Source organism: Sorangiineae bacterium MSr11954, from assembly GCA_037157815.1.
GTDB lineage: Bacteria > Myxococcota_A > Polyangia > Polyangiales > Polyangiaceae > Pendulispora > Pendulispora albinea.
The window spans coordinates 940558-962336 of sequence record CP089984.1; the positions used below are offsets into that span (position 1 = coordinate 940558).

19 protein-coding genes are annotated in these 21779 nt (G+C 66.1%); 9 read left to right on the forward strand and 10 right to left on the reverse strand.

The features are described 5' to 3' along the window. Nucleotides 1-42: 42 nt before the first annotated feature. A complete protein-coding gene (locus LZC94_03865) occupies nt 43-804 on the reverse strand; it encodes a class II aldolase/adducin family protein (GenBank protein WXB16417.1) in 762 nt (253 codons plus the stop codon). A 128-nt stretch (nt 805-932) separates the two neighbouring features. On the opposite strand from LZC94_03865, the gene LZC94_03870 reads away from it, so the two are divergent. Next, entirely contained in the window at nt 933-1466 is a 534-nt protein-coding gene (locus tag LZC94_03870; GenBank protein ID WXB16418.1) for a hypothetical protein, read from the forward strand. Nucleotides 1467-1470: 4 nt separating this feature from the next. On the opposite strand, the gene LZC94_03875 is transcribed toward LZC94_03870, so the two are convergent. Together LZC94_03875 and LZC94_03880 are read right to left on the reverse strand one after the other, a co-directional pair. Beyond that, nucleotides 1471-2871 (reverse strand): AAA family ATPase, encoded by a 1401-nt coding sequence (locus LZC94_03875; protein WXB16419.1) that lies wholly within the window; start codon nt 2869-2871, stop codon nt 1471-1473. Between the two features lie 4 nt (nt 2872-2875). Then, complete coding sequence (locus tag LZC94_03880; protein ID WXB16420.1) at nt 2876-3259, reverse strand: helix-turn-helix transcriptional regulator; 384 nt, start codon at nt 3257-3259, stop codon at nt 2876-2878. A gap of 123 nt (nt 3260-3382) precedes the next feature. Here LZC94_03880 and LZC94_03885 point away from each other — a divergent pair, with 123 nt between their 5' ends. Together LZC94_03885 and LZC94_03890 are read left to right on the forward strand one after the other, a co-directional pair. Beyond that, entirely contained in the window at nt 3383-3817 is a 435-nt protein-coding gene (locus LZC94_03885) for a DoxX family protein (protein WXB16421.1), read from the forward strand. A gap of 210 nt (nt 3818-4027) precedes the next feature. Further along, a complete protein-coding gene (locus LZC94_03890) occupies nt 4028-5086 on the forward strand; it encodes a hypothetical protein (protein WXB16422.1) in 1059 nt (352 codons plus the stop codon). Nucleotides 5087-5125: 39 nt separating this feature from the next. Here LZC94_03890 and LZC94_03895 read toward each other — a convergent pair whose 3' ends face one another. Further along, nucleotides 5126-5890: a glutathione S-transferase C-terminal domain-containing protein gene (locus LZC94_03895; protein WXB16423.1), complete on the reverse strand. Its 765-nt coding sequence runs from the start codon at nt 5888-5890 to the stop codon at nt 5126-5128. 271 nt (nt 5891-6161) lie between these two features. Between LZC94_03895 and LZC94_03900 the strand changes: the two genes are divergently transcribed. After that, on the forward strand, nt 6162-8315 hold the full coding sequence (locus LZC94_03900) for a hypothetical protein (GenBank protein WXB16424.1): 2154 nt from the start codon (nt 6162-6164) through the stop codon (nt 8313-8315). A 184-nt stretch (nt 8316-8499) separates the two neighbouring features. Here LZC94_03900 and LZC94_03905 read toward each other — a convergent pair whose 3' ends face one another. Then, nucleotides 8500-9135 (reverse strand): TetR/AcrR family transcriptional regulator, encoded by a 636-nt coding sequence (locus LZC94_03905; GenBank protein WXB16425.1) that lies wholly within the window; start codon nt 9133-9135, stop codon nt 8500-8502. A gap of 124 nt (nt 9136-9259) precedes the next feature. Here LZC94_03905 and LZC94_03910 point away from each other — a divergent pair, with 124 nt between their 5' ends. Beyond that, nucleotides 9260-9853 (forward strand): YceI family protein, encoded by a 594-nt coding sequence (locus LZC94_03910; protein ID WXB20342.1) that lies wholly within the window; start codon nt 9260-9262, stop codon nt 9851-9853. A 205-nt stretch (nt 9854-10058) separates the two neighbouring features. Here LZC94_03910 and LZC94_03915 read toward each other — a convergent pair whose 3' ends face one another. Then, nucleotides 10059-12320 (reverse strand): class I SAM-dependent methyltransferase, encoded by a 2262-nt coding sequence (locus tag LZC94_03915; protein ID WXB16426.1) that lies wholly within the window; start codon nt 12318-12320, stop codon nt 10059-10061. 69 nt (nt 12321-12389) lie between these two features. Here LZC94_03915 and LZC94_03920 point away from each other — a divergent pair, with 69 nt between their 5' ends. The 4 genes from LZC94_03920 (at nt 12390) to LZC94_03935 (ending at nt 18625) form a co-directional block, all read left to right on the forward strand. Next, nucleotides 12390-13202, forward strand: a complete 813-nt coding sequence (locus tag LZC94_03920; GenBank protein ID WXB16427.1) for an NUDIX domain-containing protein — start codon at nt 12390-12392, stop codon at nt 13200-13202. Nucleotides 13203-13218: 16 nt separating this feature from the next. Next, complete coding sequence (locus tag LZC94_03925) at nt 13219-14685, forward strand: nicotinate phosphoribosyltransferase (GenBank protein WXB16428.1); 1467 nt, start codon at nt 13219-13221, stop codon at nt 14683-14685. Then, entirely contained in the window at nt 14682-15761 is a 1080-nt protein-coding gene (locus tag LZC94_03930) for a nicotinamidase (GenBank protein ID WXB16429.1), read from the forward strand. The genes LZC94_03925 and LZC94_03930 overlap by 4 nt, the downstream gene beginning before the upstream one ends. Nucleotides 15762-15841: 80 nt before the next feature. Further along, the gene (locus LZC94_03935; protein WXB16430.1) at nt 15842-18625 is read left to right on the forward strand and encodes a serine/threonine protein kinase; all 2784 of its coding nucleotides are present in this window, start codon (nt 15842-15844) and stop codon (nt 18623-18625) included. A 53-nt stretch (nt 18626-18678) separates the two neighbouring features. On the opposite strand, the gene LZC94_03940 is transcribed toward LZC94_03935, so the two are convergent. The 4 genes from LZC94_03940 to LZC94_03955 all read right to left on the reverse strand — a co-directional run bounded on the left by LZC94_03940 (nt 18679) and on the right by LZC94_03955 (nt 21772). After that, on the reverse strand, nt 18679-20319 hold the full coding sequence (locus LZC94_03940; protein WXB16431.1) for an AMP-binding protein: 1641 nt from the start codon (nt 20317-20319) through the stop codon (nt 18679-18681). Between the two features lie 39 nt (nt 20320-20358). Continuing rightward, nucleotides 20359-20634 (reverse strand): hypothetical protein, encoded by a 276-nt coding sequence (locus LZC94_03945; protein ID WXB16432.1) that lies wholly within the window; start codon nt 20632-20634, stop codon nt 20359-20361. 150 nt (nt 20635-20784) lie between these two features. Further along, nucleotides 20785-21021, reverse strand: coding sequence for a hypothetical protein (locus tag LZC94_03950; GenBank protein ID WXB16433.1), 237 nt, complete (start codon nt 21019-21021; stop codon nt 20785-20787). An 85-nt stretch (nt 21022-21106) separates the two neighbouring features. Then, complete coding sequence (locus LZC94_03955; protein ID WXB16434.1) at nt 21107-21772, reverse strand: 3-oxoacid CoA-transferase subunit B; 666 nt, start codon at nt 21770-21772, stop codon at nt 21107-21109. Nucleotides 21773-21779: the final 7 nt, after the last annotated feature.

The following is a 21779-nucleotide window of genomic DNA, read 5'->3' on the forward strand; positions in this document are numbered from 1 at the left end:
CCTGAGACTCGGAACTAGCTTGCGGGGCATGGGGTTGCACGCCTAATCGGCATAACCGGGATTGGAGCGATCCAGCTTTCGCAAGAGCCCCGGCCAGGCGAGGGATCCGCCCAGGCCGCGGGTGACCTGCTGCGCGGCTTGCTGCACGCCGTCGAGGATTGGCTTTGCGACCGGAACGAGCTCGCGGCTGCCGGCGAGCGCGCGCACTTGGATCATGCACGCCGCCTCGAAGACGTACAAAAAGAGGAACGCATCGGCGACCGTCGGGCCCACCGTGAGCAGGCCGTGGTTGCGCAGCATGAGGAAGTTCTTCTGCCCGAGATCCCGGACGAGCCTCGGCTTTTCGTCGTCGCGCAAGGCGATGCCCTCGTAATCATGATACGCGAGCGAGGCGAGGACGATGGTCGCCTGCTGCGAGATGGGGAGCACCCCTTCTTTTTGCGCGGAGACGGCCACGCCGTTGATGGAGTGCGCGTGCAGCACACAGCGCGCATCCTCGCGCGCGGCGTGCACACAGCTGTGGATGGTGAAGCCGGCGGGGTTGATGGAATACGGCGAGTCCATCACCTTGTTGCCGTCGAGGTCCACCTTCACCAAGGACGAGGCAGTGATCTCGTCGAACATCATCCCGTACGGGTTGATGAGAAAGTGGTGCTCGGGGCCAGGCACCCGAGCCGTCAAATGGGTGAACACCAGATCGTCCCATCCGTAGAGCGCCACCAGGCGATATGCCGCTGCCAGATCGACGCGCTGCTGCCACTCTTCGGGTGAAACGTTGCTTTTGACGGATTGTGTCGGGGCCATGGCTCCGATTGGAACACGATCCGGCCGAGGGTGGACTGTGAACTCAGCGTCACACGATGACAAAAACACGACGAAATGGGCCTCTCTTGCGCAGGACTGCCTCTTGCTTAAGCTGTGGGACAAGTCCCATGAACCCCTTTTCCCGCCTTGGATTCGTCGCGCCTTTTGCTCTTCTGGCCGGCTCGTTCGTGACCGGCTGCGCCGAGGAGGCCTACGTTCAACCGGTGCAGCCCACCGTTCATGGCCGGGCCAGCTTGATGGCGATTCCGCCGCGCGAGCCCGCGCCGATGAGCGAGCCCGGCGCACCTGTCGATGTGGCGGCTCTGGCAGCCCCTCTCGCGGCGGCACCGGCTCCCGTCGCGCCCGCAGCGCCCGCGCCCGCAGCACCCGCGCCTTCGACGGATGCGAGCCCCAGGCCGACGAGCCAGGTCGGCCCGCTTCCGGCGCTGCCGTCGCAGGCGCCGCGGTATTTGCCCCCGCCGCAGCCGGCGCCGCGCGTGGTGTATCGGACCGTGCCTTCGTACGTCTATTACAATGATTATCCGCCGCCTTATTATTATTACCGGCCCCGCAGCAGCTTCTATACGGGGTTTGCCATCGGCACGGGCGTGGGCATCGGATTCGGCTTTCACCGCCATCACCACCATCATTGGCACTGGTAACGAATCATTCGCTCGGGGGCGCGCTCGCGGCGGGCGCGCGGCTCGCCTCTTCGGCGCGCGCCAGGAGCTCGCGGTGCCGGCTCGGGGCCCTCACCGCCAAATAGCGTAGCGCCTTCTCGCGGATCAGCGGGCGCACGCGAAAGTACGTGGCGGAGGGATCGCGGATCGAGGACTCCTTCTCGAACCAGCTCTGGATTCGTTCGACCTCCTCCTCGGGGAAGAGCGTTCGAAGCGTATCCTCGTCGACGCGATCGAGGTAGCACACCCGGTAGAACCAGTCGCGCTCGCGCGATGACATCCAGCGCGTCGTGCGGTCGAGGAAACGCTGGAGGAACGTGACGGAGTCGCTCCCGTGCTCGCGTTCTTCTTCGACCGCCAAGGTGAGAAGGTAAGGGTATCCCTGGGTGGACTCGTAGAGCGCCTTCCAGCGCGCCTCCGGGATGCCCGCCGCCGAAAGAAACGCCAGCGCGCTCGCCTCGTCGAAGGGGGCCAAGCGTATCTGCTCGCGCAGATGGCGCCTGCAGTGCTGCGCCCAGCCGGGGTGGGTCGTCTCGAGATCGTCGCGGCCCAGCACGACCAGGACGGTTCGAAAGGGCGCCCCCGCCAGCTGCTGCACGAACGCGCCGGTGAGGAAGTCCTCGAGGACCCCTTGAATGGCCTCGTAGTCGTCGAGCACGAGCAGGAGCCGGGAGAGATCGGGGATGGGCGCGTGCATGAAGCGCGCGAGATCCCTCCGCTCGTACCGGACCAAGGCCGCGCAAAGATCCGCGCGCAGCTCGGCGGCGGTGAGGCCATGAATGTCGCGCTTCAACCGGTTCGCGCGGGTCGCGCCCGTGAGATCGCGAAGGGGCCCGGGGAGCGCGGTGGACTCGCGCAGCGGACCGAGCTGGCTCAAGAGGTTCCACGCGAGATCGAGCGCGCCCTCGACCTGCGAATCGCGCAACCACGATACGTCGAGCGCGTGCTTCGTCAGCGGCGCCACCGTGTTGAGGGCGCGGCCCGTATCGAGCAGGCTCTTGGCGATGCGCTGCACCGACTCGGGTGCGCCTCGTTTTTGGATCTCCGACACGACCTTCGCGACCAACTTGCGGTGCTTGGTGGCGATGTTGCGAAGGTGGGGGAAGTAGTCTTTGTCGGGATTGGCCGGCGCCGGAAGCGAACGGGGAAAGAGGCCCTCGAGGGTGCCGAAGAAGTCCCCGCGCGTCTCGGGGTTCTCGGCGCTCGCCCGGAGGGTCAAGTACCCGAGGCGCGTGGGGTCCACGGTCTCGAGGACATGCCCCAGAAGGTACGTCTTGCCCACGCCCCCCGGCCCGCTCACGGCGACGATGGAAAGGCCGCCCGGTGCGTTCTCGATCGCGTCGGTCAACCGCGAGACCTCGGAGCCACGATGGATATCGGCGCTCATACGGTCACGTGCCGCGCCGGGGGACGGGGGGCTTCGCGGCGCGCTCGAACGCGGCGCGGGCGTTCTGGACGTTTGGACGGTGGCGTTGCGCCCACATGGCGAGCTCGGTCACGGGCTCGAGCAAGGTTCGTCCGAGGGGGGTGAGCTCGTAGTCGACGCGCGGCGGGACCGTTGGATAGACGGTGCGCTTCACGAGCCCGTCCTGCTCGAGGCCGCGCAAGGTGAGGGTCAGCATGCGCTGCGAGATGCCCCCGATCGATCGTTTCAGGTCGTTGAAGCGCTTCGCGCCGTCCGCCAGGATGACGATCACCAGCACGCTCCACTTGTCGCCGACCCGATTCAGGATCTCGCGCGTGGCGGGGCAGTCTGCGTCGAAGCCTTTCGTCATCCTTCCGTTGCCCAGTAACTTCAATGTGCCTCCTTGTCGGCCGTCGCCAGGTACGCAACATAGCGTTAGTTACGTGCCGTAACGAGGCATACGAAAGTAACCGTCGAAACCCCGAGGAATCCGATGATCAACGCGACAGCTCCGATCGCTGGCGGCGCGAAGCCGTCCCATTCTCTTCACCTCGGCCTGTGGGTCGTCCAGGCGCTGGTGTCGCTGATCTTCACCGGCACCGGCCTGTGGAAGCTCTTCACCCCCATCCCCCAGCTGGCGGCGGCCATCCCCTGGGCCGGGCAAGTTCCCGAGGCCTTTCTGTACGCCATCGGCGTCATCGATCTGTGCGGCGGTGTCGGGATCCTGTTGCCCGCGCTCACCCGCATCAAGCCCGGCTTGACCGCGCTCGCGGCCTTGGGCTGCGCCGCTCTTCAGATTTGCGCCATCGTCTTTCACATCGCGCGCGGCGAAGTCGCACGAACACCGTTCAATGTCGTGCTGGTGGGGCTGGCGCTCTTCGTCTACTGGGGCCGTCGCTTCCGCGCGCCGATCGCGCCGCGCGTCTGAAGCGCTCGGGTGAGCCTTCGAATCAAAGACTCCATTGGGAACATCGAGCATTTTCAAAATGTTGCGAATGTTTTCGAAATATTTCATTTAAAGAGCGTATGGACTTGCGCAGTACTGCGTGAACGCACACGTTGAATGCGTTGTCTCGTCCATATTGAACTTTTGATTGTTTGGCTTCCTTGACCTTTGCGAATCGATAGGAGCTTGCTCATGAAGTCCGGCTCGTATTTGGCGCTCCTGGGCGTACTTGGGACAATGGTCGCGTGCGGCAACGACGTGCGGCATCTGGATGACGAGGGCGGCGAGGCGGGGTACCAGGAGAGCCTCCGCACGACCCGCACGATCCACCCGATCCTGGCGGAGCCGATTGTGGTTGCGGGGCCCGAGCATCAGCTCGACCAGCCTGCCGCATTGGCCGTTACCTCGACATCGGTTTTCTGGACCGAGAGCACACGGGTGCGATCATGCCCCTTACCCACGGGTTGCGCGGGCGAACCGGCGCTTCTCCTCGAGAAGCACGAACGTTTGCATCATATTGCGGCCACGGAAGACAGCATCTATTTCACCGGCTGCCACTCCTTTGTTTGCGACGATCGCCATCACGTTCTGCGCTGTCCGGTATCAGGCTGCTCGCTGGGCCCAATCCGTATGGACTCTACGAGCGATGCGTTCGATCACTTCATCCTTGGGAAGACCCACGCCTACTGGATCTACGGGGATCGTTTGGTCGGTTGCGCCTTTCCCGAGTGCGGGCGGAGGCGGGAACAATGGCCGTCCAGGGTGTTTGGCGGTGAGCCCCAAGCGGTGACCACCGACGGCGATACCGTATATGTCCAGCTCTTCCGAAACGATCTGCGAACGTGTGTCGAGGCGGATGGGTGCAGCGAACCAAATATACTGCCGAACACCTCGTCCGTCCGATGGCCATTTCGCGTTCACGCAGGGGTCGCGTATTGGCTCGATGCCGGGCCCCACGGCCCTGGGTCACGCCCCGAGCTGCGCAAGTGCGGGCTCGAAGACTGCGGGGCGGGTGCCACCGTTGCCTTCGACGATGGCAGCTCGGAGGTCGAAGTCGATCCCACCGGGGTTTATTGGCTCAACTCGAACGATGGAACCGTGCGCCATTGCCCATTGGGAGGCTGTCCGCAGTCGGGGCCGGTCGTGCTCGCATCGAGGAGGGTGCGCGCGAGGGCGCTGACCCTCGGGAACGGGTTCGTCTACTGGATCGAAGGCAACACCATCGTCAAACTCGCCAAGCCGAGCGACTGATACGACAACATCGCCCGGCGCGCGCGGCGGCACGAGCTGTCACGTGCGCCGATGGCGTTCCTCGCGGAACATGCGCATCGCAAAGCGCCCCGCGGGATGGTCGCGGTGCTCACGAACGAACGACTGGGCCTCGGGGGGGAACCGTTTGGGCGCCGGGAGCTTGGCACCATAAACGTCGCACCCGGGGAGGATCGCCGGCGCGAACAGGGCCGCGAAGGCGAGATCGGCTGCGCTGAAGCGATCGCCGAGAAGGAAGGGCCGCCCATCGGCGAGGCGCAGGGCGACGTCGTCGGCGATGCGGCGCACCCTCTCCAAGGAGCGGCGGTAGGCGGCTTCGTCGATGCGCAGCTGCGTCCGCACCATGGTCGCCACGATGGGGTAGAGCCTGCGAAACAAGAGCGCCTGCTGGCGCGACACGTTCGTGTCGGCGAGCTCGAACAGGAGACGAGGCTCCTTCAGGGCGTGCCAATACACGATAAGCCGGCTATGCGGTCCGAGCTCGTCCCCGAAATAGGCATCGAGGCGTTGGGCCTCGGGATCCTCGAAGAGACGTGGCTCCACATGCCGCACGATCTCGGAGCTGTCCGTGAGCAGCACGCCGTCGCCAATCAGGATGGGGGTCGAGAATCGGGTCGAGGCGCGATCGTGGAGGCCCTTTCCCCTCCCCACGAGGGCGCGCATCGCCGCGGGGAAGTGGAACGTCGGCATGTACCGCTCCTCATCGTAGGCAACGCCGTTTCGATCGAGAACCCAGCGCGCCTTCTCACAGTAGTGCGAGAACGGAATGGTGATGAGGCGAGTCATGGCGTGCAGGTTATCGGATTCGAGGCGACGTCGAAGGATCGACCGTAGGCCTAGGTACGCACATCGGGCGGGTGTGCGATCGGCGCGGAGCGCTGGAGAAGAGGGGGCTCCGGTGGCGGTGGTCGCTGTGTCGGTTGGCGCGGGATGCATCGTCGAGCCCTCTCCGGACGATTCGCGGAAAAAAGGCGCTCGGCGATCGAATGCTCGGACGGGCTCGTCGTCGAACCTGCTCGTGTGGGAGGCGGTCTCCCGCGGTCCATGGAGGATCCCGATGAGAACCATTCGCGCTATTCGCTTCCTCATGCTGTCGAACCTCGTTCTTGCCAGTTGCTCCGACGGCTCGGGAGCTCGCAGCGATTCCACGGTCGCATCCAGCCGCTCGAAGGCGCTCTCCGCGCACGCGGCCGACGAAACGGAGCTCGCCGTGCTCGCGGGCGGCATCGGCGGTCGCGGCAATGCCGATGGTACGGGCGCGGAGGCGCGTTTTTACGAGCCGGTGGGCATGGCGTTCGATGGGGCCGGAAATGTGTATGTCGCCGACGACGCGAACAATGTCGTTCGCAAGATCGTTTTGGCCACGGGTGAGGTCTCCACCATCGCCGGCTCCTCGTGGGATCCGCCCGGTTCCGCCGATGGCGTCGGACAGGCGGCGCGCCTCGACGGGCCGCGTGGCGTCGCGGCCGACGGCGCCGGCAATCTCTATGTGAGCGATGGCCACAACAGCACCATTCGCAAGATCGTCCTGGCCACCGGCGAGGTCTCCACCTTTGCGGGCGCGGCACGCGAGCCTGGATACGCCGACGGTATCGGGCGAGCCGCGCGCTTTCACGGAGTCGATGGGCTCGCGATCGACACGTCCGGCAACCTCTATGTATCCGAGATGCTCAACCACACGATCCGCAAAATCGTCCTGGCCACCGCCGAGGTTTCTACGTTTGCAGGCTCCGCGGGCAACCATGGCTCGGCGGATGGCGTTGGATCCGCGGCGCGCTTTTATGGGGCCGATGGGCTCGCGATCGACACGTCCGGCAACCTCTATGTCGCAGATTCGTACAACGACACCATTCGCAAGATTGTCATCGCCACCCGAAAGGTGACGACCTTGGCGGGAGCTGCGGGCAAATCGGGCCGGACCAACGGCATCGGCTCCGCGGCGCGCTTCAGCGAGCCGTCCGGGCTCGCGATCGATCCGAGCGGCCGACTCTTCGTGACGGAGCACTGGAACGGGCAAGTGCGCTCGATCGACCTCGGCACCGCCCGAGTTTCGACGTTCGCCGGCAGCGGGGACGATGCGGTCGTCGATGGCACGGGCCGCGGCGCCTCGTTTGGATGGCCACACGGCATCGTCGCCGACGGTTCGGGCCATCTCTATGTCACGGAGAACCGACACCACGCCGTGCGCACGATCTCCGTGGCCAGCGCCGAGGTGACCACGTTCGCGGGCCGTCCGACGACCGAGGGGCACGCCGATGGAGTGGGGCCTGCGGCGCGCTTTTTCGAGAGCAATGCCATGGTCGCCGATGGCGCGGGCAACGTTTACATCGCCGATACGATGAACGAAGTGATCCGCAAAATGGTGCTCGCCACCGGCGAGGTCACCACCATCGCGGGCAGCCCGAAGCGAACCGGCGCCGCCGACGGTACGGGCGCGAATGCGCGCTTCTACTCTCCCGAAGGCATTGCCCTGGACGGCGGCAATTTGTATGTTGCCGATGCGTTCAACAATACAATCCGCAAAATCGATCTCGCGACCAACGCCGTGGTCACCATCGCCGGCTCGCCCGACTACGGCGGATCGGTCGATGGCATCGGATTGCAAGCGCGTTTCGCGCATCCGCACGCCATCGTCAACGATGGCTCCGGTCATCTCTATGTGACCGATTCCTTCGGCGATACGGTGCGCGCGATCGACATCGCCACCGTCCAAGTCACGACCTTGGCAGGTACCGCTGGTCAATACGGCAGCCAGGACGGCATCGGGCCCCAGGCGCGGTTCAACTGGATCAACGGGCTCGCGGCCGACTTGGCGGGTCATCTCTATGTGTCCGATCGCGAGAATCACACCATCCGCAAGATCGATATCGCCACCGCCGCCGTCTCCACCCTCGCCGGCTCGCCGGGCGAGCACGAGCTCGTCGATGGTGTGGGCGGCGCTGCGCGCTTTCGCCGCCCCGCCGAGCTCACGATCGACGCATCCGGGCGCCTCTTCGTCGCCGACGAGGAGAACAGCGCCATCCGCGCGATCGACCCTGCCACCGCCAGCGTCTCCACATTGGCGGGCCAACGCGGTGCGCGAAAGGTCCGGCTCGGGACCCTGCCCACCACCTTGAATCATCCGCGCGCCCTCCTCGCCCTCGGCGACGGTCAGCTCCTCTTCACGGACGAAAATGCCATCCTGACCGTGCGAACGAAGACCGCCCCCTGAGCGTCATCGCGTTCGCGCGGACGACGGCTCGGCTCGAGGCCATCGCGTTCGCGCGGACGACGGCTCGGCTCGAGGTCATCGCGTTCGCGCGGACGACGGCTCGGCTCGAGGTCATCGCGCCCGAGCGATCGACCCCTCGCGCGTCATCGCGCCGGAGCGAGCGATCGGCGCTGCCGGCCAGGCATCATTCGTCCGTTCGTTCGCGATATTGAAGTAAGTGCTGCCAAATACCCATCACACGCTGGTGAAGCGCGTTGCGGCCGAAGCGCTTCACTTGCCAAAGGAGCAGCGGGGCGCCCAGGCCGGCCATGATGAGCTCGGACGTGACGGCGGTGTCTCCGGGGGAGATGTCGCCGGCGTCTTTGGCGCGCTGGATGCGCCGGACGAGCTCGCGGCGGCGCCAAACGTATGGGGGTTGGGCGAAGCGCTCCTCCGGGTGGCGGTAGGTTTCGGCTTCCACCAGCACGCGCGCGTTGTCGATGTGGAAGGCGAACAGGGCGTCGAGAAAAACGGTGAGGCGCTGGTAGGCCGAGGCGCCCTTTGGCAGATGAAAGTCGGCCAGGACGCTCTCCTGGAGCTCGCGCTCGTTCTCGTCCAAGAGCGCCATGCAAAGGGCGCTGCGGTCGCCGAAGCGGCGGAAGATCGTACCTTTCCCCACGCCCGCCGCCCGCGCCAGCTCGTCCATGCCAATCGAGTCGATGGGGCGCTTGGCGAGCAGCTTGCGCGCGGCGGCGAGAATGCGCCTGCGGTTTCGCGCCGCGTCGGCCCGCTCCACGGGCGCCTGGCGCCCTTGAATCGGTAGCGAGATCCGCCTTTCCATGCCAAGAGCATGCGGCACGGCCGTTTTCGTGTCTAGGCTTGACGAAGCGGACTACAGTCCGCATAACCGCGTAGCGAAAACGGACCTGAGTCCGGTTGAAAGAAAGAAGGATGCCACCGTGAAGATTCGAAAGATGCTCTCGTCCGCAGTTGCCTTGCTCCTGCTCGCCGCCGCCCCGGCCGTCTTCGCCGCCGATTACGAGGTCGACACGGGGCACAGCCGCGTTGGTTTCGGCGTCAAGCACATGCTGGTGTCGACCGTGCGCGGCACCTTCACCAAGTTCACGGGCGCCATCGCCATCGACGACGCGGACATCACCAAGTCCAAGGTGCACCTGGATATCGACGCGGCGTCGATCAACACCGACAACGCCAAGCGCGACGAGCACCTCAAGAGCGCCGACTTCCTCGACGTGACCAAGTTCCAGAAGATCACCTTCGACTCCACCAAGGTCGAGCGCGCGAACGCCAACACGCTGTTCGTGACCGGCAACCTCACGATCAAGAACGTGATGAAGCCGGTGATCCTCACGGTGACCGGCCTCACCGCCGAGGTCAAAGATCCCTGGGGCGGCATCCGGCGCGGCGCGCAGGCGAGCACCAAGATCAACCGCAAAGAGTTCGGCATGACCTGGAACAAGGCCATCGAGAGCGGCGGCGTCGTGGTGGGTGACGACGTGGCGATCGATCTCGAGGTGGAGCTCACCAAGAAGAAGTAAAGATCCCGCGGCCCGCGCGCTCGCGCAGCAGCTCAACATCCTCCGAGCGCCACGAGCTCCTCCGCGACCGCACGAAAGGTCTCTTAGGCTGCGAACGAGGTCGGCGTGTTGTACGTGGCGCCGTTCGCCTCCTTGGCGAAGGCCGCCGCGATCTGCAGCCGGCTCGATTTGAAAGGATGCCCGGCGCCCAGGGTGGCCGCTGCGCTCATGGGGGGGCCGAACGCCGCATGGCGGGGATGGATTGCGCATATTGGCCGAGCGCATGCGCGGCGCGAAGGGCGGCGATCCGCAGATGGCCATCGCGGAGGATCTCGAGGTGCGACGCCACCTCGCGCAGCGGGAACCAGTGCAGCGGACGGCCGCGATCCCCTTGGCGGAGCACCTCCACGGCGATGAGAAACGCCACCTCGGGCGATATGCCCGCCGATGGATGATACGAGCCACCGAGCTCCCAGGTCTCGCCCAAGGTGACGTCGTATTCGCGCGCGAGCTGCTCGGCGATCCAGGCGCGCGCGCGGCCCATGGTGCCGATGCTCTTGGGGATGCGCCACGCGGGGGTCACCAGCAAATTGCTGTTGCCTAGGAAACATTGTGCGGCCGGCAGATCGTCGTCGTCGGCCGCCATGAAGATGTCCCCGTCGATGCGCGCGAGCAGGGCGCACGTGATGGTGTTGGTGCCGAGACGCTCTGGGACGACGTATTCGAGGCTCGCCTCGGTGAGGACGTCTCCGGCGGCGTCCAGCTCGGCGAAGCGCCCCGTGTGCAGCGCGAGAAACTCCGTGCTCGCCGCGCGATCGGTGCGCGCGAACATGCGGCGGCTCGGCCTCTGCGCGAGCTCGCCCAGGTGCGTGGTGCGTACGCCCTCGAGGCGGCCCGAGAGCTCGATGCTCTCGCCGATCCACGGGCCCGGTGCGCGTCCCAGCTGCGCCAGCAGATCGTAGACATTGAGCTCCAGGCGCGCGTCGGGGAGCCCGCCGACTTGGGCCGAGCGCAGCACCTGCTCCGCCTCCAGCGCGCGAACGCGCCCCGAGGTGCTGAACCCGGAGGCGCGCGAGATGTCCTCTTCCACGAAGACCGGCTCCACCTCCACCAGCACGGAGCGCACCTCTTCTTGCGTGCCGCCCGGCGAGGGATAATACGTTCCCGCCGCGCGAAAACCGCGGATGCGCGCGCCGGGGATGTTCGCGCGCTCGAAGAGCTTCTCTTCCACGGTCTGCCCGAGCGGCTTGTCCGTCTGGAGCACCTTGAGCGGCTCCGTCACGTAGTGCGGCGGCGTGCTCTCGTCGAGGGCGAGCGACTTGGCGTTCGCGCAGAGGATCGGACGGGGATAGCTCATTCGCGCCAGCACGAAGACATCGCCGCCCAATTCGAAATAAGGAACGACGTCGACCGACGTGTACGGGCGGCGAACCAGATCGTACACGGTGCCATCGCGCAAGCTGCGATAATAGTCCATGCGCAAAAAGCCCAGCGCGCTCGCCGAGCCGGTCTCGCGAAAGCGAACGCCTTCGCCCGGGCGCACCTTCTCGCCGGCGATGATGTAATTCGTCGCGGGCCACTCCAGCGGCTCGCCGCGCCCGTTCCGCGCCGAAAATTGGCCCCGAAAGCGATGGCGTACAATCCATGGATTGCGAATGGGGGTCGAGGCGAGCACGCGCAGTCCGAGCCGGGCGAACAGCTGCTCGAACTCCGCCTGCGTAAAGTACGTATACTCTTCCTTGACCTCGCTCTCCCAGTCTGTGCGGTAGTCTTTTCGCAAAACGAACTCCGTCGCCAGCCGCCAGGTCGTGCGAAAGCGGCGCCACCCGGCCGATATCGCGCCGCCCGATGGCGCGGTGCCCGACGTCGCGTCGCCCGATGCCACCGTCTCGAGCGCGAACCCCGGGCTCGCGTGGAGCGCACGAAACTCCCGCGCGAACCGCTCGAACAAGCGCGCCGTGCTGCACGAGCGCGGATCGTCCGCGCCATCGTCGCCGTCGTCGGCGCGGAGATCGAGGAGCACGGCATCGTCGCCGCCGTTCGGCGCGAGAAAATCGCGCACGACCAAGACGCCGTGGTCCTTGAGCGCGTCCGCCTGGTTCGCGAGGCAGGCCGCCGCGCGCGCGTGCTCGTAGCCGCCGAAGGTGGTCACGTGGTGAAGGACCGACGAGTCGAAGATGCCGTCCAAGGTGCGCGCCGGGAAGATCCGCGCCGCGATGTCGCCTTGCAAAAACTCCAAGTTGGGAAGCCGAAAGCGCTCGCGCGCCATCTCCACCATGGTCGGATCGAGATCGACGCCGGCCACGGCCAGCATGGGGTAGAGCGCCGCCAGGGCATGGCTCCCCGCCCCGGAGCCCATTCCCATGTCCGCCACCTTGCCCGTACAAAGAAGGTGCGCCGCGGTGAGCGCCACCTTTTGACGCATCGAGGCGTCCATTCCCTTCAAGTACCGCTCGTACGCCTCCCGATTGCCTCGACTGGGATTCATCGCCCACACTCTAATGGAGCGTCCGCCATCGCGGATCCGCCGTCCTTGACTTATAGTCGATGTGCATATATGTTCTCTGCATATATGGTGGCCAGCCCGAACAAAAGCGGAAAACGGGGGAGAACGACCCCCGAGTCACCCGAAGAGGCCGCCTTTTTGGAGCGCTACGAGGCGGCCGAGTTCGAGCGTCCGTCGGTGACGGTGGACGTGGTCCTGCTCACCGTTCGAAACGGTGAGCTCTTTACCTTGGTGGTGCCGCGCGCGGAGCACCCGCACAAAGGGCGCTGGGCCTTGCCGGGCGGCTTCGTTCGCATCCACGAGCCGCTGGAGGACGCGGCCTTTCGCGTCCTTCGCACCAAGTGCTCGCTCGAGAACGTCTATGTCGAGCAGCTCTGCACCTTCGGCGAACCCGACCGCGATCCACGGATGCGCGTCATTTCCATTGGCTACTTCGCCTTGGTCGACGCGCGGAGGTTCGATCAATCGCACGCCTCGCCGAGGCGATCGGGGCAGGGGACCATGGCGCGCGTGGTCGTGCCGTGGGAGGGCGAAGCAGGCGGCCCCGTGACCCTCGTCTCCGCCGAGACGGGGGAGCCCATGCCGCTCGCCTTCGATCACGAGGATATCTTGGGGGCCGCGGTGCGGCGCATTCGGGGCAAGCTCGATTACTCGCCCATTGGATTCCAGCTCTTGCCCGAGCGCTTTACCCTCTTGGCGCTCCAAGAGGTTCATGAAACGGTGCTCGGGCGAAAGCTCAACAAAGATTCCTTCCGCCGCCGCATGCTGGCGTCGGGAGAGCTCGCCGCCACCGGGGAAATGCAGAGCGGCGTCGATCATAGGCCGGCCGAACTTTATCGTTTTTTGAGGCGATCAGCCGTTTGAGGCGGGAGCTTGAGCCATGTCTCTTCTTCGTACCGATGGATACAAATTCAGCATGGCGGAAGCCGGTTGGCCCCTCCGCCAGGAGACATTCTATTACGCCCAGCGCAAAGGCGGCGCGGCGATTCTGCCGTTCGACGTGGAGACGGAGCTGCAAAAGCTCATGCCCATGCCGACCGACGACGACTACGCGTACCTCGCCGCCCATGAATACGAGATGGGCGCGGGGTTCAAGGCCGCGGTCTTGTTTCGCAATCAGGTGGTGGTGCGCGCGCTGCCAAAGGGGACGTGGTTCCTCCCGCGCGAGCCGGTCTTCTCCGTGACGGGGCCCTCGGCGCTGGTCTCCTGGTTGGAGCCGCTCGCGTTGCATTTGCATTACCGCATTCAATTGGCGTCGTTGGCCCTGACGGAGCCCTCGGCCCTGGCCGCCGAGGTGGGGACCGTCACCTGCGAGGAGCAGAAAGACATCGTCCTCTCCACCCTCGATTCGGTGGGGGTGCGCGCGCCCAAGGTGATGGTCGATTCGGAGGCGTACTTCGAGCGGGTGCGGGCGACGGCCGCCAACCTCGTTCGCATCGTGGGCGATCCGGCGCGCATCTTCGAGGTGGGGCTGCGCGCGGCCACCTGCGTCAAGCAGCATGAGCTTGCGCTGCAGGCGTGCAAAGCCGCGGGCATCCGCCGGACGAGCCACGTGTGGGCCGCGGCGAGGCTCGATATGATCCCGGTGGGAACGATGGGCCACGAGCACGTGCAGCGATTCGGCTCCGACGAAGCGGCCTTCCGCGCCATGCGCGATCGGCGCCCGGGGCGATCGAGCTACCTGCTCGACACCTTCGATACGATTCGCTCCGGCATCCCCGCCGCCTTTCGGCTGATGGGCGAAGAGGGCTATCAGCGGCGCGGCGACTCGATCCGCTACGACTCGGGGGACAAAGAGATGCAATACCGCTACGCGGCTCAAGAGGCGCGCAAGCGGGGCATCCGCACCGTTCAAATCCTGGAAGACGGCTTCGACGCCGCGCAGACGGAGAAATTCGAGGTGCTGCGCCGCGAGGTGGGCTGGACGCCGGAGGAGCAGTTCTACGGCTACGGCGGTTACCTCATCGCCAAGCCGAGCGGCACCAGCCTCGTTCGCGATCGGGTGGCGGCCGTCTACAAATTGAGCCAGACCGCCACCTCGCCGACCATGAAGTTCGGTGACGATTCCGGCATCGGCAAGGAGAGCATCCCCGGCAACCCGGTGGTCTTTCGGCGCCGCAGCGGCGACGGTCCGCGCGGTGTCATCGGGCAAGCTGGCGAACCCCCGCCCCAAGGATACGAGCAGCTCACGGGCGGCGACGTCGACCCTCCGCGCTCCATCGGAGCCCTCGATGCTCCCCCCTCGGGGCGCGGGGCCCTCGACGTGGCGCTCTCGGACGCGACCCAGGCGCTCGCCGCCAAGCTTCACGTGGCGCGCAAAGCGCTCGTGGCGGAGACGAGCCCATGAGCGCGCGCCCTTTGCCGCTTCCGGAGTTCTTCGATCCCGCGAACGCCGCCCGCTACCATTATGTGCCCGATGCGCAGCGGCTCTTCACCGAGGCCGCGCGATGGCGAAAAGAATACGGAATCACGCCGTCGTCGCGCGATGCGTGGAATGTGCACCTGCTCCTCATCGACGTCCAGAAGGACTTCTGCTTTCCGGAGGGCTCGCTCTATGTGGCCGGCCGCAGCGGGCGGGGTGCCATCGACGACAACCGCCGCCTGGCGGAGTTCATCTACCGCCATTTGAACGCCATCACCCATGTGACGGCCACGCTCGATACGCATTTGGCATTTCAAATCTTCTTTCCCTCGTTCTGGGTCGACGAAGACGGCGCGCCGCTCGCGGCCTTCCGCGAAATCACCACCGATGACATCGATTTAGGCCGCGCGCGACCCAACCCCGACGTGGCCGCGTGGCTGTGCAACGGCGATCGAGCTTGGCTCTTGCGCCAAGCGCGCCACTACTGCGCGGAGCTGGAGAAGGCCGGCAAGTACCGCCTCTATTTATGGCCGCCGCACTGCATTCTGGGGAGCGCGGGCCATGCTCTGGCCGGCGTCCTCGACGAGGCGCGCATGTTTCACGCGTTCGCGCGCAGCGCGCAATCGCGGATCGAGGCCAAAGGCGACAACGTGCTCACGGAGAACTATTCCGTATTTGGGGCCGAGGTCCTTTCGCGCCACGATGGTCCGCCGCTCGCGCAGCGCAACACGGCGCTGCTCGATACGCTCCTCACGGCCGACGCCGTCCTGGTGGCGGGACAAGCGGCGAGCCACTGCGTGAAGAGCTCCATCGACGATCTCTTGGACGAGATTGTTCGCGTCGACGAACGCCTCGCGCAAAAGGTGTACATCCTCGTGGACTGCATGTCCTCAGTGACCGTGCCCGACGGGCGCGGGGGCTTCGCGGCCGATTTCACGCCCGACGCCGAGCGCGCGCTCGCGCGGTTCCGCGAGGCGGGCATGCACCTGGTTCGCTCCACCGATCCGATGGCGCCTTGGGCTGCGGGTGCGCAGCGGACTGAGGCCTCTCTCCGCGGCTGAGGCGCTCGTTCGGCGATTCGCGCCCGCGGCCAGGTGAATTGCCGGCAACGGATCGAGTGCGTAGCATATCGGCCTCGTGCATGGCATCGACGAATTTCGCGCCGACGGGTGCCGAGCAAGTCTTGGCCGACCGCTTCGTTATCGAAAAGGAGGCTGGTCGCGGCGGCATGGGGATCGTCTATCGTGCGTTTGATCGGCTAACCGAGCGCACGGTCGCGATCAAATTGTTGCACGAGCGGTCACCCACCGCCATCCGTCGGTTTGCGCTCGAAGCCGATGCGCTGGGCAAGATCGATCATCCGAACATCCTGCGTTACCTGGCCCACGGTGTCGCGGACGATGGATCGCCTTATCTTGCCATCGAGTGGATCGAGGGCGAGAGCTTGCGCGCCCGGCTCGAACGCCTCGCCTCCGCCAACGAGTTTCTCGACGTCTCGGATGTCATCGAGCTGGGGCAGCGGCTGGCCGCGGCGCTGGCGGTGGCGCACGCACACCACATCGTTCATCGCGACGTCAAACCCAGCAACATTCTGCTCGTCGATGGCCACATCGGGCGGCCCAAGCTCATCGACTTCGGCATCGTGCATACGGTGTTTGCCGAGCATACGACCACGTCCGGCACCGTGCTCGGGACCGTGGGGTACATGGCCCCGGAGCAGGCGCGGAGCGAGGAGGATCTCGACGGGCGCGCCGATTTGTTTTCGCTCGGGTGCGTGCTCTTTCGAAGCCTCACCAACCGCGATGTCTTCGAGGGCTCCGATCCCGCGACGGTGCTCTCCAAGCTGCTCCTGCACACGCCCCCGCGGATCTCCGAGCTTCGCCCGGGCGTCCTGTACGGGCTCGATCAGCTGGTGGCGCGGTTGCTCTCCAAGGAGCGCACGGAGAGGCCGCAGACGGCGTCGGAGGTTCGCGATGTGCTGATTCGAATCGGCGCGAGCCTTCTGGATCCGACATTGAGCGCGCAGAGGCCCGCGCTGCTGCCGCGCAAGCTCCTTCGAGAGTCGGAGCAGGTGCGCGACTCCGAGCAGGTGCGCGACTCCGAGCAGGTGCGCGACTCCGAGCGGGTGCGCGAGGCGGGGCGCGTGCGCGAGTCGGAGCCTGGTCCGAGCACGAAGCCGGACGCGGAGGTTTCGCCGCGGTCCGTGGTGCGGCGCTCCGCGGTGCCGCTCGGTGCCGCCGTCGTGATCGCGATGCTCGTCGTCGGGATCGCGCTCGGATCGTGGCGGCCGCGCGGTTCGTCGGTTGGCACGTCGAAGGTGGCGGCGCCGGTGGGCACGGCGCTCACGGCTCTTCCACTTGCCACGTCGTGCCCTCCCTCGGTGACCGGGTTGTATCAGGGAGGGCTCAAGTCCCTGCGCGAAGGTCGGTGGGGAGGAGCGCGCCGCTACTTCGACAAGGCGGCGCAAATCGATGAATCGTGCCCGCAAGTGCAGCTCCAACGTCTCATCGTCAACACGGACGGCGTCACGCCCTTGGCCGTGCAGCGTGAGCGCTTTCGAAGCTCGATGCACGTTCGCGATGCGCTGAGCACCCGCGATCGCATGATCATGGATGCCATCGCCGTGCTCCTCGCCGAGGAGGTGCCCCGCGCCGAAGAGGCGAACCGGATCCTCGACGAGGCGGTCCGCCAGTTTCCTCTGGACGCGCAGCTCCTCGTCTACTCCGCGTACACGAAGCTGGATCACGTGCGGAGCCGGCAAGACGTGGAAGCGGCGCTGGCGAACGCGCGCAAGGCGGCGGAGGTCGATCCCGCGTACGCCGACGCGTGGCAAGCCGGGGCCGAGGCGCTGGACTATCTGGGCCGCGATGAAGACGTGCGCGTGGCGCTCGAGCAGTGCTTGAAGAACTCGCCGGCCGCCGTGGAGTGCATGGCGGACCGCGTGCTCTTCTTCGACCGATTCGGGCAATGCGAGGAGGCCACCACCGAAGCGAGGCGCTATGTGTCGTGGGAGTCGGAGGGCTACCGAGGCTATTTGCTCCTCGCGCGAAACTTGGCGGCGACGGCGGCCCCCAAGGAGACCATCGAGGAGGTGTTGCCCCGGCACTGGCAGCGTTTGGTGCCGCCGCTGCGCGAGCAGATGCGCCTGCTCGAGTCCACCAAGCTGGAAATCACCGTCGGCAATTTCGGCGATGCGTTGCGGATGGGCGAACACCTCCAAGGTGCTTTGGCGGAGGCCAACGCGCTCGGTCCGCATTGGAGGGCGGCCATGCTCTGGGTCGATACGCTCCTCGAAGTGGGCGACACCGCGCGCGCGGCGAAGGTGGCCGAGCACGCGCTTCGCCTTCGCGACGTGTGGCCGCGGGAGAGCGTGACGGCGACCGACACGGCCGAATCGGAAGCTTGGCTTTTGGCGGCGGCGTTTCAAGGGCGGCGCCTGACCGCGGACGAGTGGCGGAGGTCGACGGACCTCTGGGATCGGGCGTATCTCGACTCCCTCAACGATTTCGAGCGCTGGGTCTTTCGATGGGGGAGCGCCGTCACGTCCGCCGCCGACGCCGCCGAGGCCGTGGCGCGTGCGCCGGCGGGCGAGCTTCGCGGGCGACCGCGGTACCCCGACGACAAATGGCGCATCGGGCTGCTCGACGCCTACGCGGGGCGGATTCACTTGCTGGCCGGGGATGCGGCGCGCGCGGTGCCTTTTTTGGAAGCGGGCGCGCGTGCTTGCCAAGGTTTCGATTACCCGTTTCTGCGCGTGAGGGCCCACCTCTGGTTGGGCATGGCCAAGGAGAAGCTGGGCGACACGGCGGCTGCTTGCGGCGCGTACCGTTTCGTTCTGGATCGGTGGGGGCACGCGACGGGGGTGTCGGTCACGGCCCGGGAAGCCGAACGACGCAGCCGCGCGCTCTCCTGCAAGGCGCCGTAGCCGGTCGTTCTGCGAACGGCGCGGTCACGCGGTTCGTTTTACGAACGGCGCGTTCAAGCCGTTCGCATGGCCGACGCCGCCTCGATCCCCAGCTCGGCGATGGCGAGCTCCCGCATGCGGAATTTTTGCACTTTGCCGGTGACCGTCATGGGAAACTCGTCGACGAACTTCCAAAAGCGGGGGATTTTGTAGGTGGCAATCTTGCCGGTACAGAAGGCGGTGAGCTCCGCATCGGTGATGGTGGCACCCGGCTTTTTGCGCACCCAGGCCATGACCTCCTCACCGTATTTCAGGCTGGGCACCCCGATCACCTGCGCCTCGCTCACGGCGGGGTGCGTATGGAGGAACTCCTCGACCTCGCGCGGATAGATATTTTCGCCGCCGCGGATGATCATATCCTTGATGCGCCCGACGATGTTCACATAGCCATCGTCATCCATGGTGGCAAGATCGCCGGTGTGCATCCACCCGGTCTCGTCGATGGCGGCCGCGGTGGCGGCGGCATCGTTCCAATATCCGATCATCACGCTGTAGCCTCGGGTGCAGAGCTCTCCCCGCTCGCCGCGCGGGACCACGGCCCCCGTGTCGGGGCTCACGATTTTGATCTCGACGTGCGGGTGCACGCGGCCCACGGTCCCCACGCGTTTTTCGAGGGCATCGGTGGTGGAGCTCTGGGTCGAGACCGGCGACGTCTCCGTCATTCCGTAGCAGATGGTCACCTCGCGCATGTTCATCCGCGCGATGACCTTCTTCATGACCTCCACCGGGCACGGTGAGCCGGCCATGATGCCCGTCCGGAGGGAGCCCAAATCGAACGTGTCGAAGTCGGGCAGATCCAGCTCCCCGATGAACATGGTGGGGACCCCGTAGAGCGCCGTGCACTTTTCGGCGGTGACCGTCTCGAGCACCAGGCGCGGCTCGTACGCTTCGCCGGGGATGATCATGGCCGCGCCATGCGTGGTGCACGCCAGGTTGCCGAGCACCATGCCGAAGCAATGATAAAACGGCACCGGAATGCAGACGCGATCGGCGTCGGTGAGGCGCAGCCCTTCGCCGATGAAGAAGCCATTGTTGAGCACATTGTGGTGCGACAAAGTCGCGCCCTTCGGGAACCCTGTGGTGCCCGACGTATATTGAATGTTGATCGGATCGTCGAATTGAAGCGCCTTTTCACGCGCCTCGAGCTCCTCGGCCGGCACGTCCTGCCCCATCTCGAGCACGCGCCCCCAATCGTCATCGAGCGTCAGCGCCAGTCGCAACTCCGAACACCGCCCGCGCACCTCGTCGAGCATCCCCACGTAATCGCTCTGACGAAACCTCCGCGCGAGAAACAGCACGCTGACCTGCGACTGCGTGAGCGCATATTCGAGCTCCGCCGTCTTGTACGCGGGGTTGATGTTCACGAGCACCGCCCCCACCCGCGCCGTCGCATACTGAATGACCACCCACTCGAACCGATTGGGCGACCAAATCCCCACCCGATCGCCCGCCTTGACCCCCAGCGCCATCAGCCCGCGCGCAAACTCCGTCGTAGCATTCCAGAGCTGCCGATACGTCGCTCGATACCCCTGCGCACGCACCACCAGCGCATCCCGCCCGGGAACCCGCTCCACGGTCCGCCGTAGATTTTCGCCGATGGTCTCACCCAGGAGGGGGATGTCGCTCGCGCCATGCGCATACGATGGACGGGTCATGGGGTGAGCGTATCAGCTCTGTTCGACGAACCAACCGTCTTACATCAGGCGACGAAAACCGGGCATCGCGTCGAAACCCTGGTCGAACGACGCCACCTCGTCGATTACTCCGTCTCGTTGGAGCACCACCAGCAGCGCGTCGTTGACGTCGAGGGTTCCGCCCGGTTGCTCGATCACGTCGAGAATCTCCGCCATCCGATCCTCGGCCTCGTGCGCCACGAAGCGAATTTCGTCGCGTTCGGCGGCGTCGCGGACCTTGGCAAGGACGGCCCTCAAGTTCGGCGGCGCGGCCTTCCGCTCCCCGAGCGGCGGCATACGACGGATACCGCTTCGCTCACACATATGTCGAGCAACACGGGGGTATGACCATCGGCGCGCAATCGCGCGAGGAGCGCCGCACATTGGGCAGCCATTCCATCGTTGCCGTCGAACCAGCTGACGAGCACGTTCGCGTCGAGGGTGACGTCACCCATCGTAGAGCCGATCGCAATCTTCGATCGCATCTCCACCCAAACGGACGACTCCACGGAGCGAGTCGAGTGTGTCCCATGACGCCACCGCGCGCTGCGGCCGGCGTGCGTTTTCGGCCGCCTGGACGACGGCCTTTCGATCCTCGTCTGGAAGCGCGGCGAGCTGGCGAACCAAGGGCTCGAGCGCCGGGGGAACGCGCAGGCTGCGTCGTTTGGTGCGTGCTGCCTCCATGGGCATCAACGTAGCGCATTCTCGAGGCCCGTCGATCGGGCTTTGATGCGCGCGACCGCGACGAGCGGCTCATCCCAAAGCGGCGTCAGCGGAGCTCTGCGGATTCTCCCAGCTGCAGTGGGGCGCCGGTTTGGGCGCGGAGATCGGGGAGGGAGAGGCCGGGGACCATTTCGATGACGCGGAAGCCGGAGGGGGTGACGTCGATGACGGCGAGGTTGGTGTAGATGCGCTGGACGACGCCGAGGGCGGTGAGGGGATAAGTGCAGCGGTGGACCAGGCGGGGGGCGCCTTCTTTGGTGGTGTGCTCCATCATCACCCAAATGCGTTTGGCGCCGACGGCGAGGTCCATGGCGCCGCCCACGGCGGGGGCGGTGTCGGCTTCGGAGGTGGCCCAGTTGGCGATGTCGCCGTTTTCGGCCACCTCGTAGGCGCCGAGGACGCAGAGATCGAGGTGGCCGCCGCGGATGATGGCGAAGCTGTCGGCGTGGTGCATGTACGAGCCGCCGGTTTGCAGGGTCACGTGCTGCTTGCCGGCGTTGATGAGCCAGTCGCTGGCGGCGTGGGGGGCGGGCGCGGGGCCCATGCCCAGAATGCCATTTTCGGAGTGGATGATGACCTCGCGATCGCGGGGGACGCAATCGGCGATCGAGGTCGGCATTCCAATTCCCAAATTGACGTACCAGCCTTCGGGAATGTCGCGGGCGACGCGGGCGGCCATGTCGCGGCGGGAGAGGGGGCGGGCTCGATCCATCGATTCT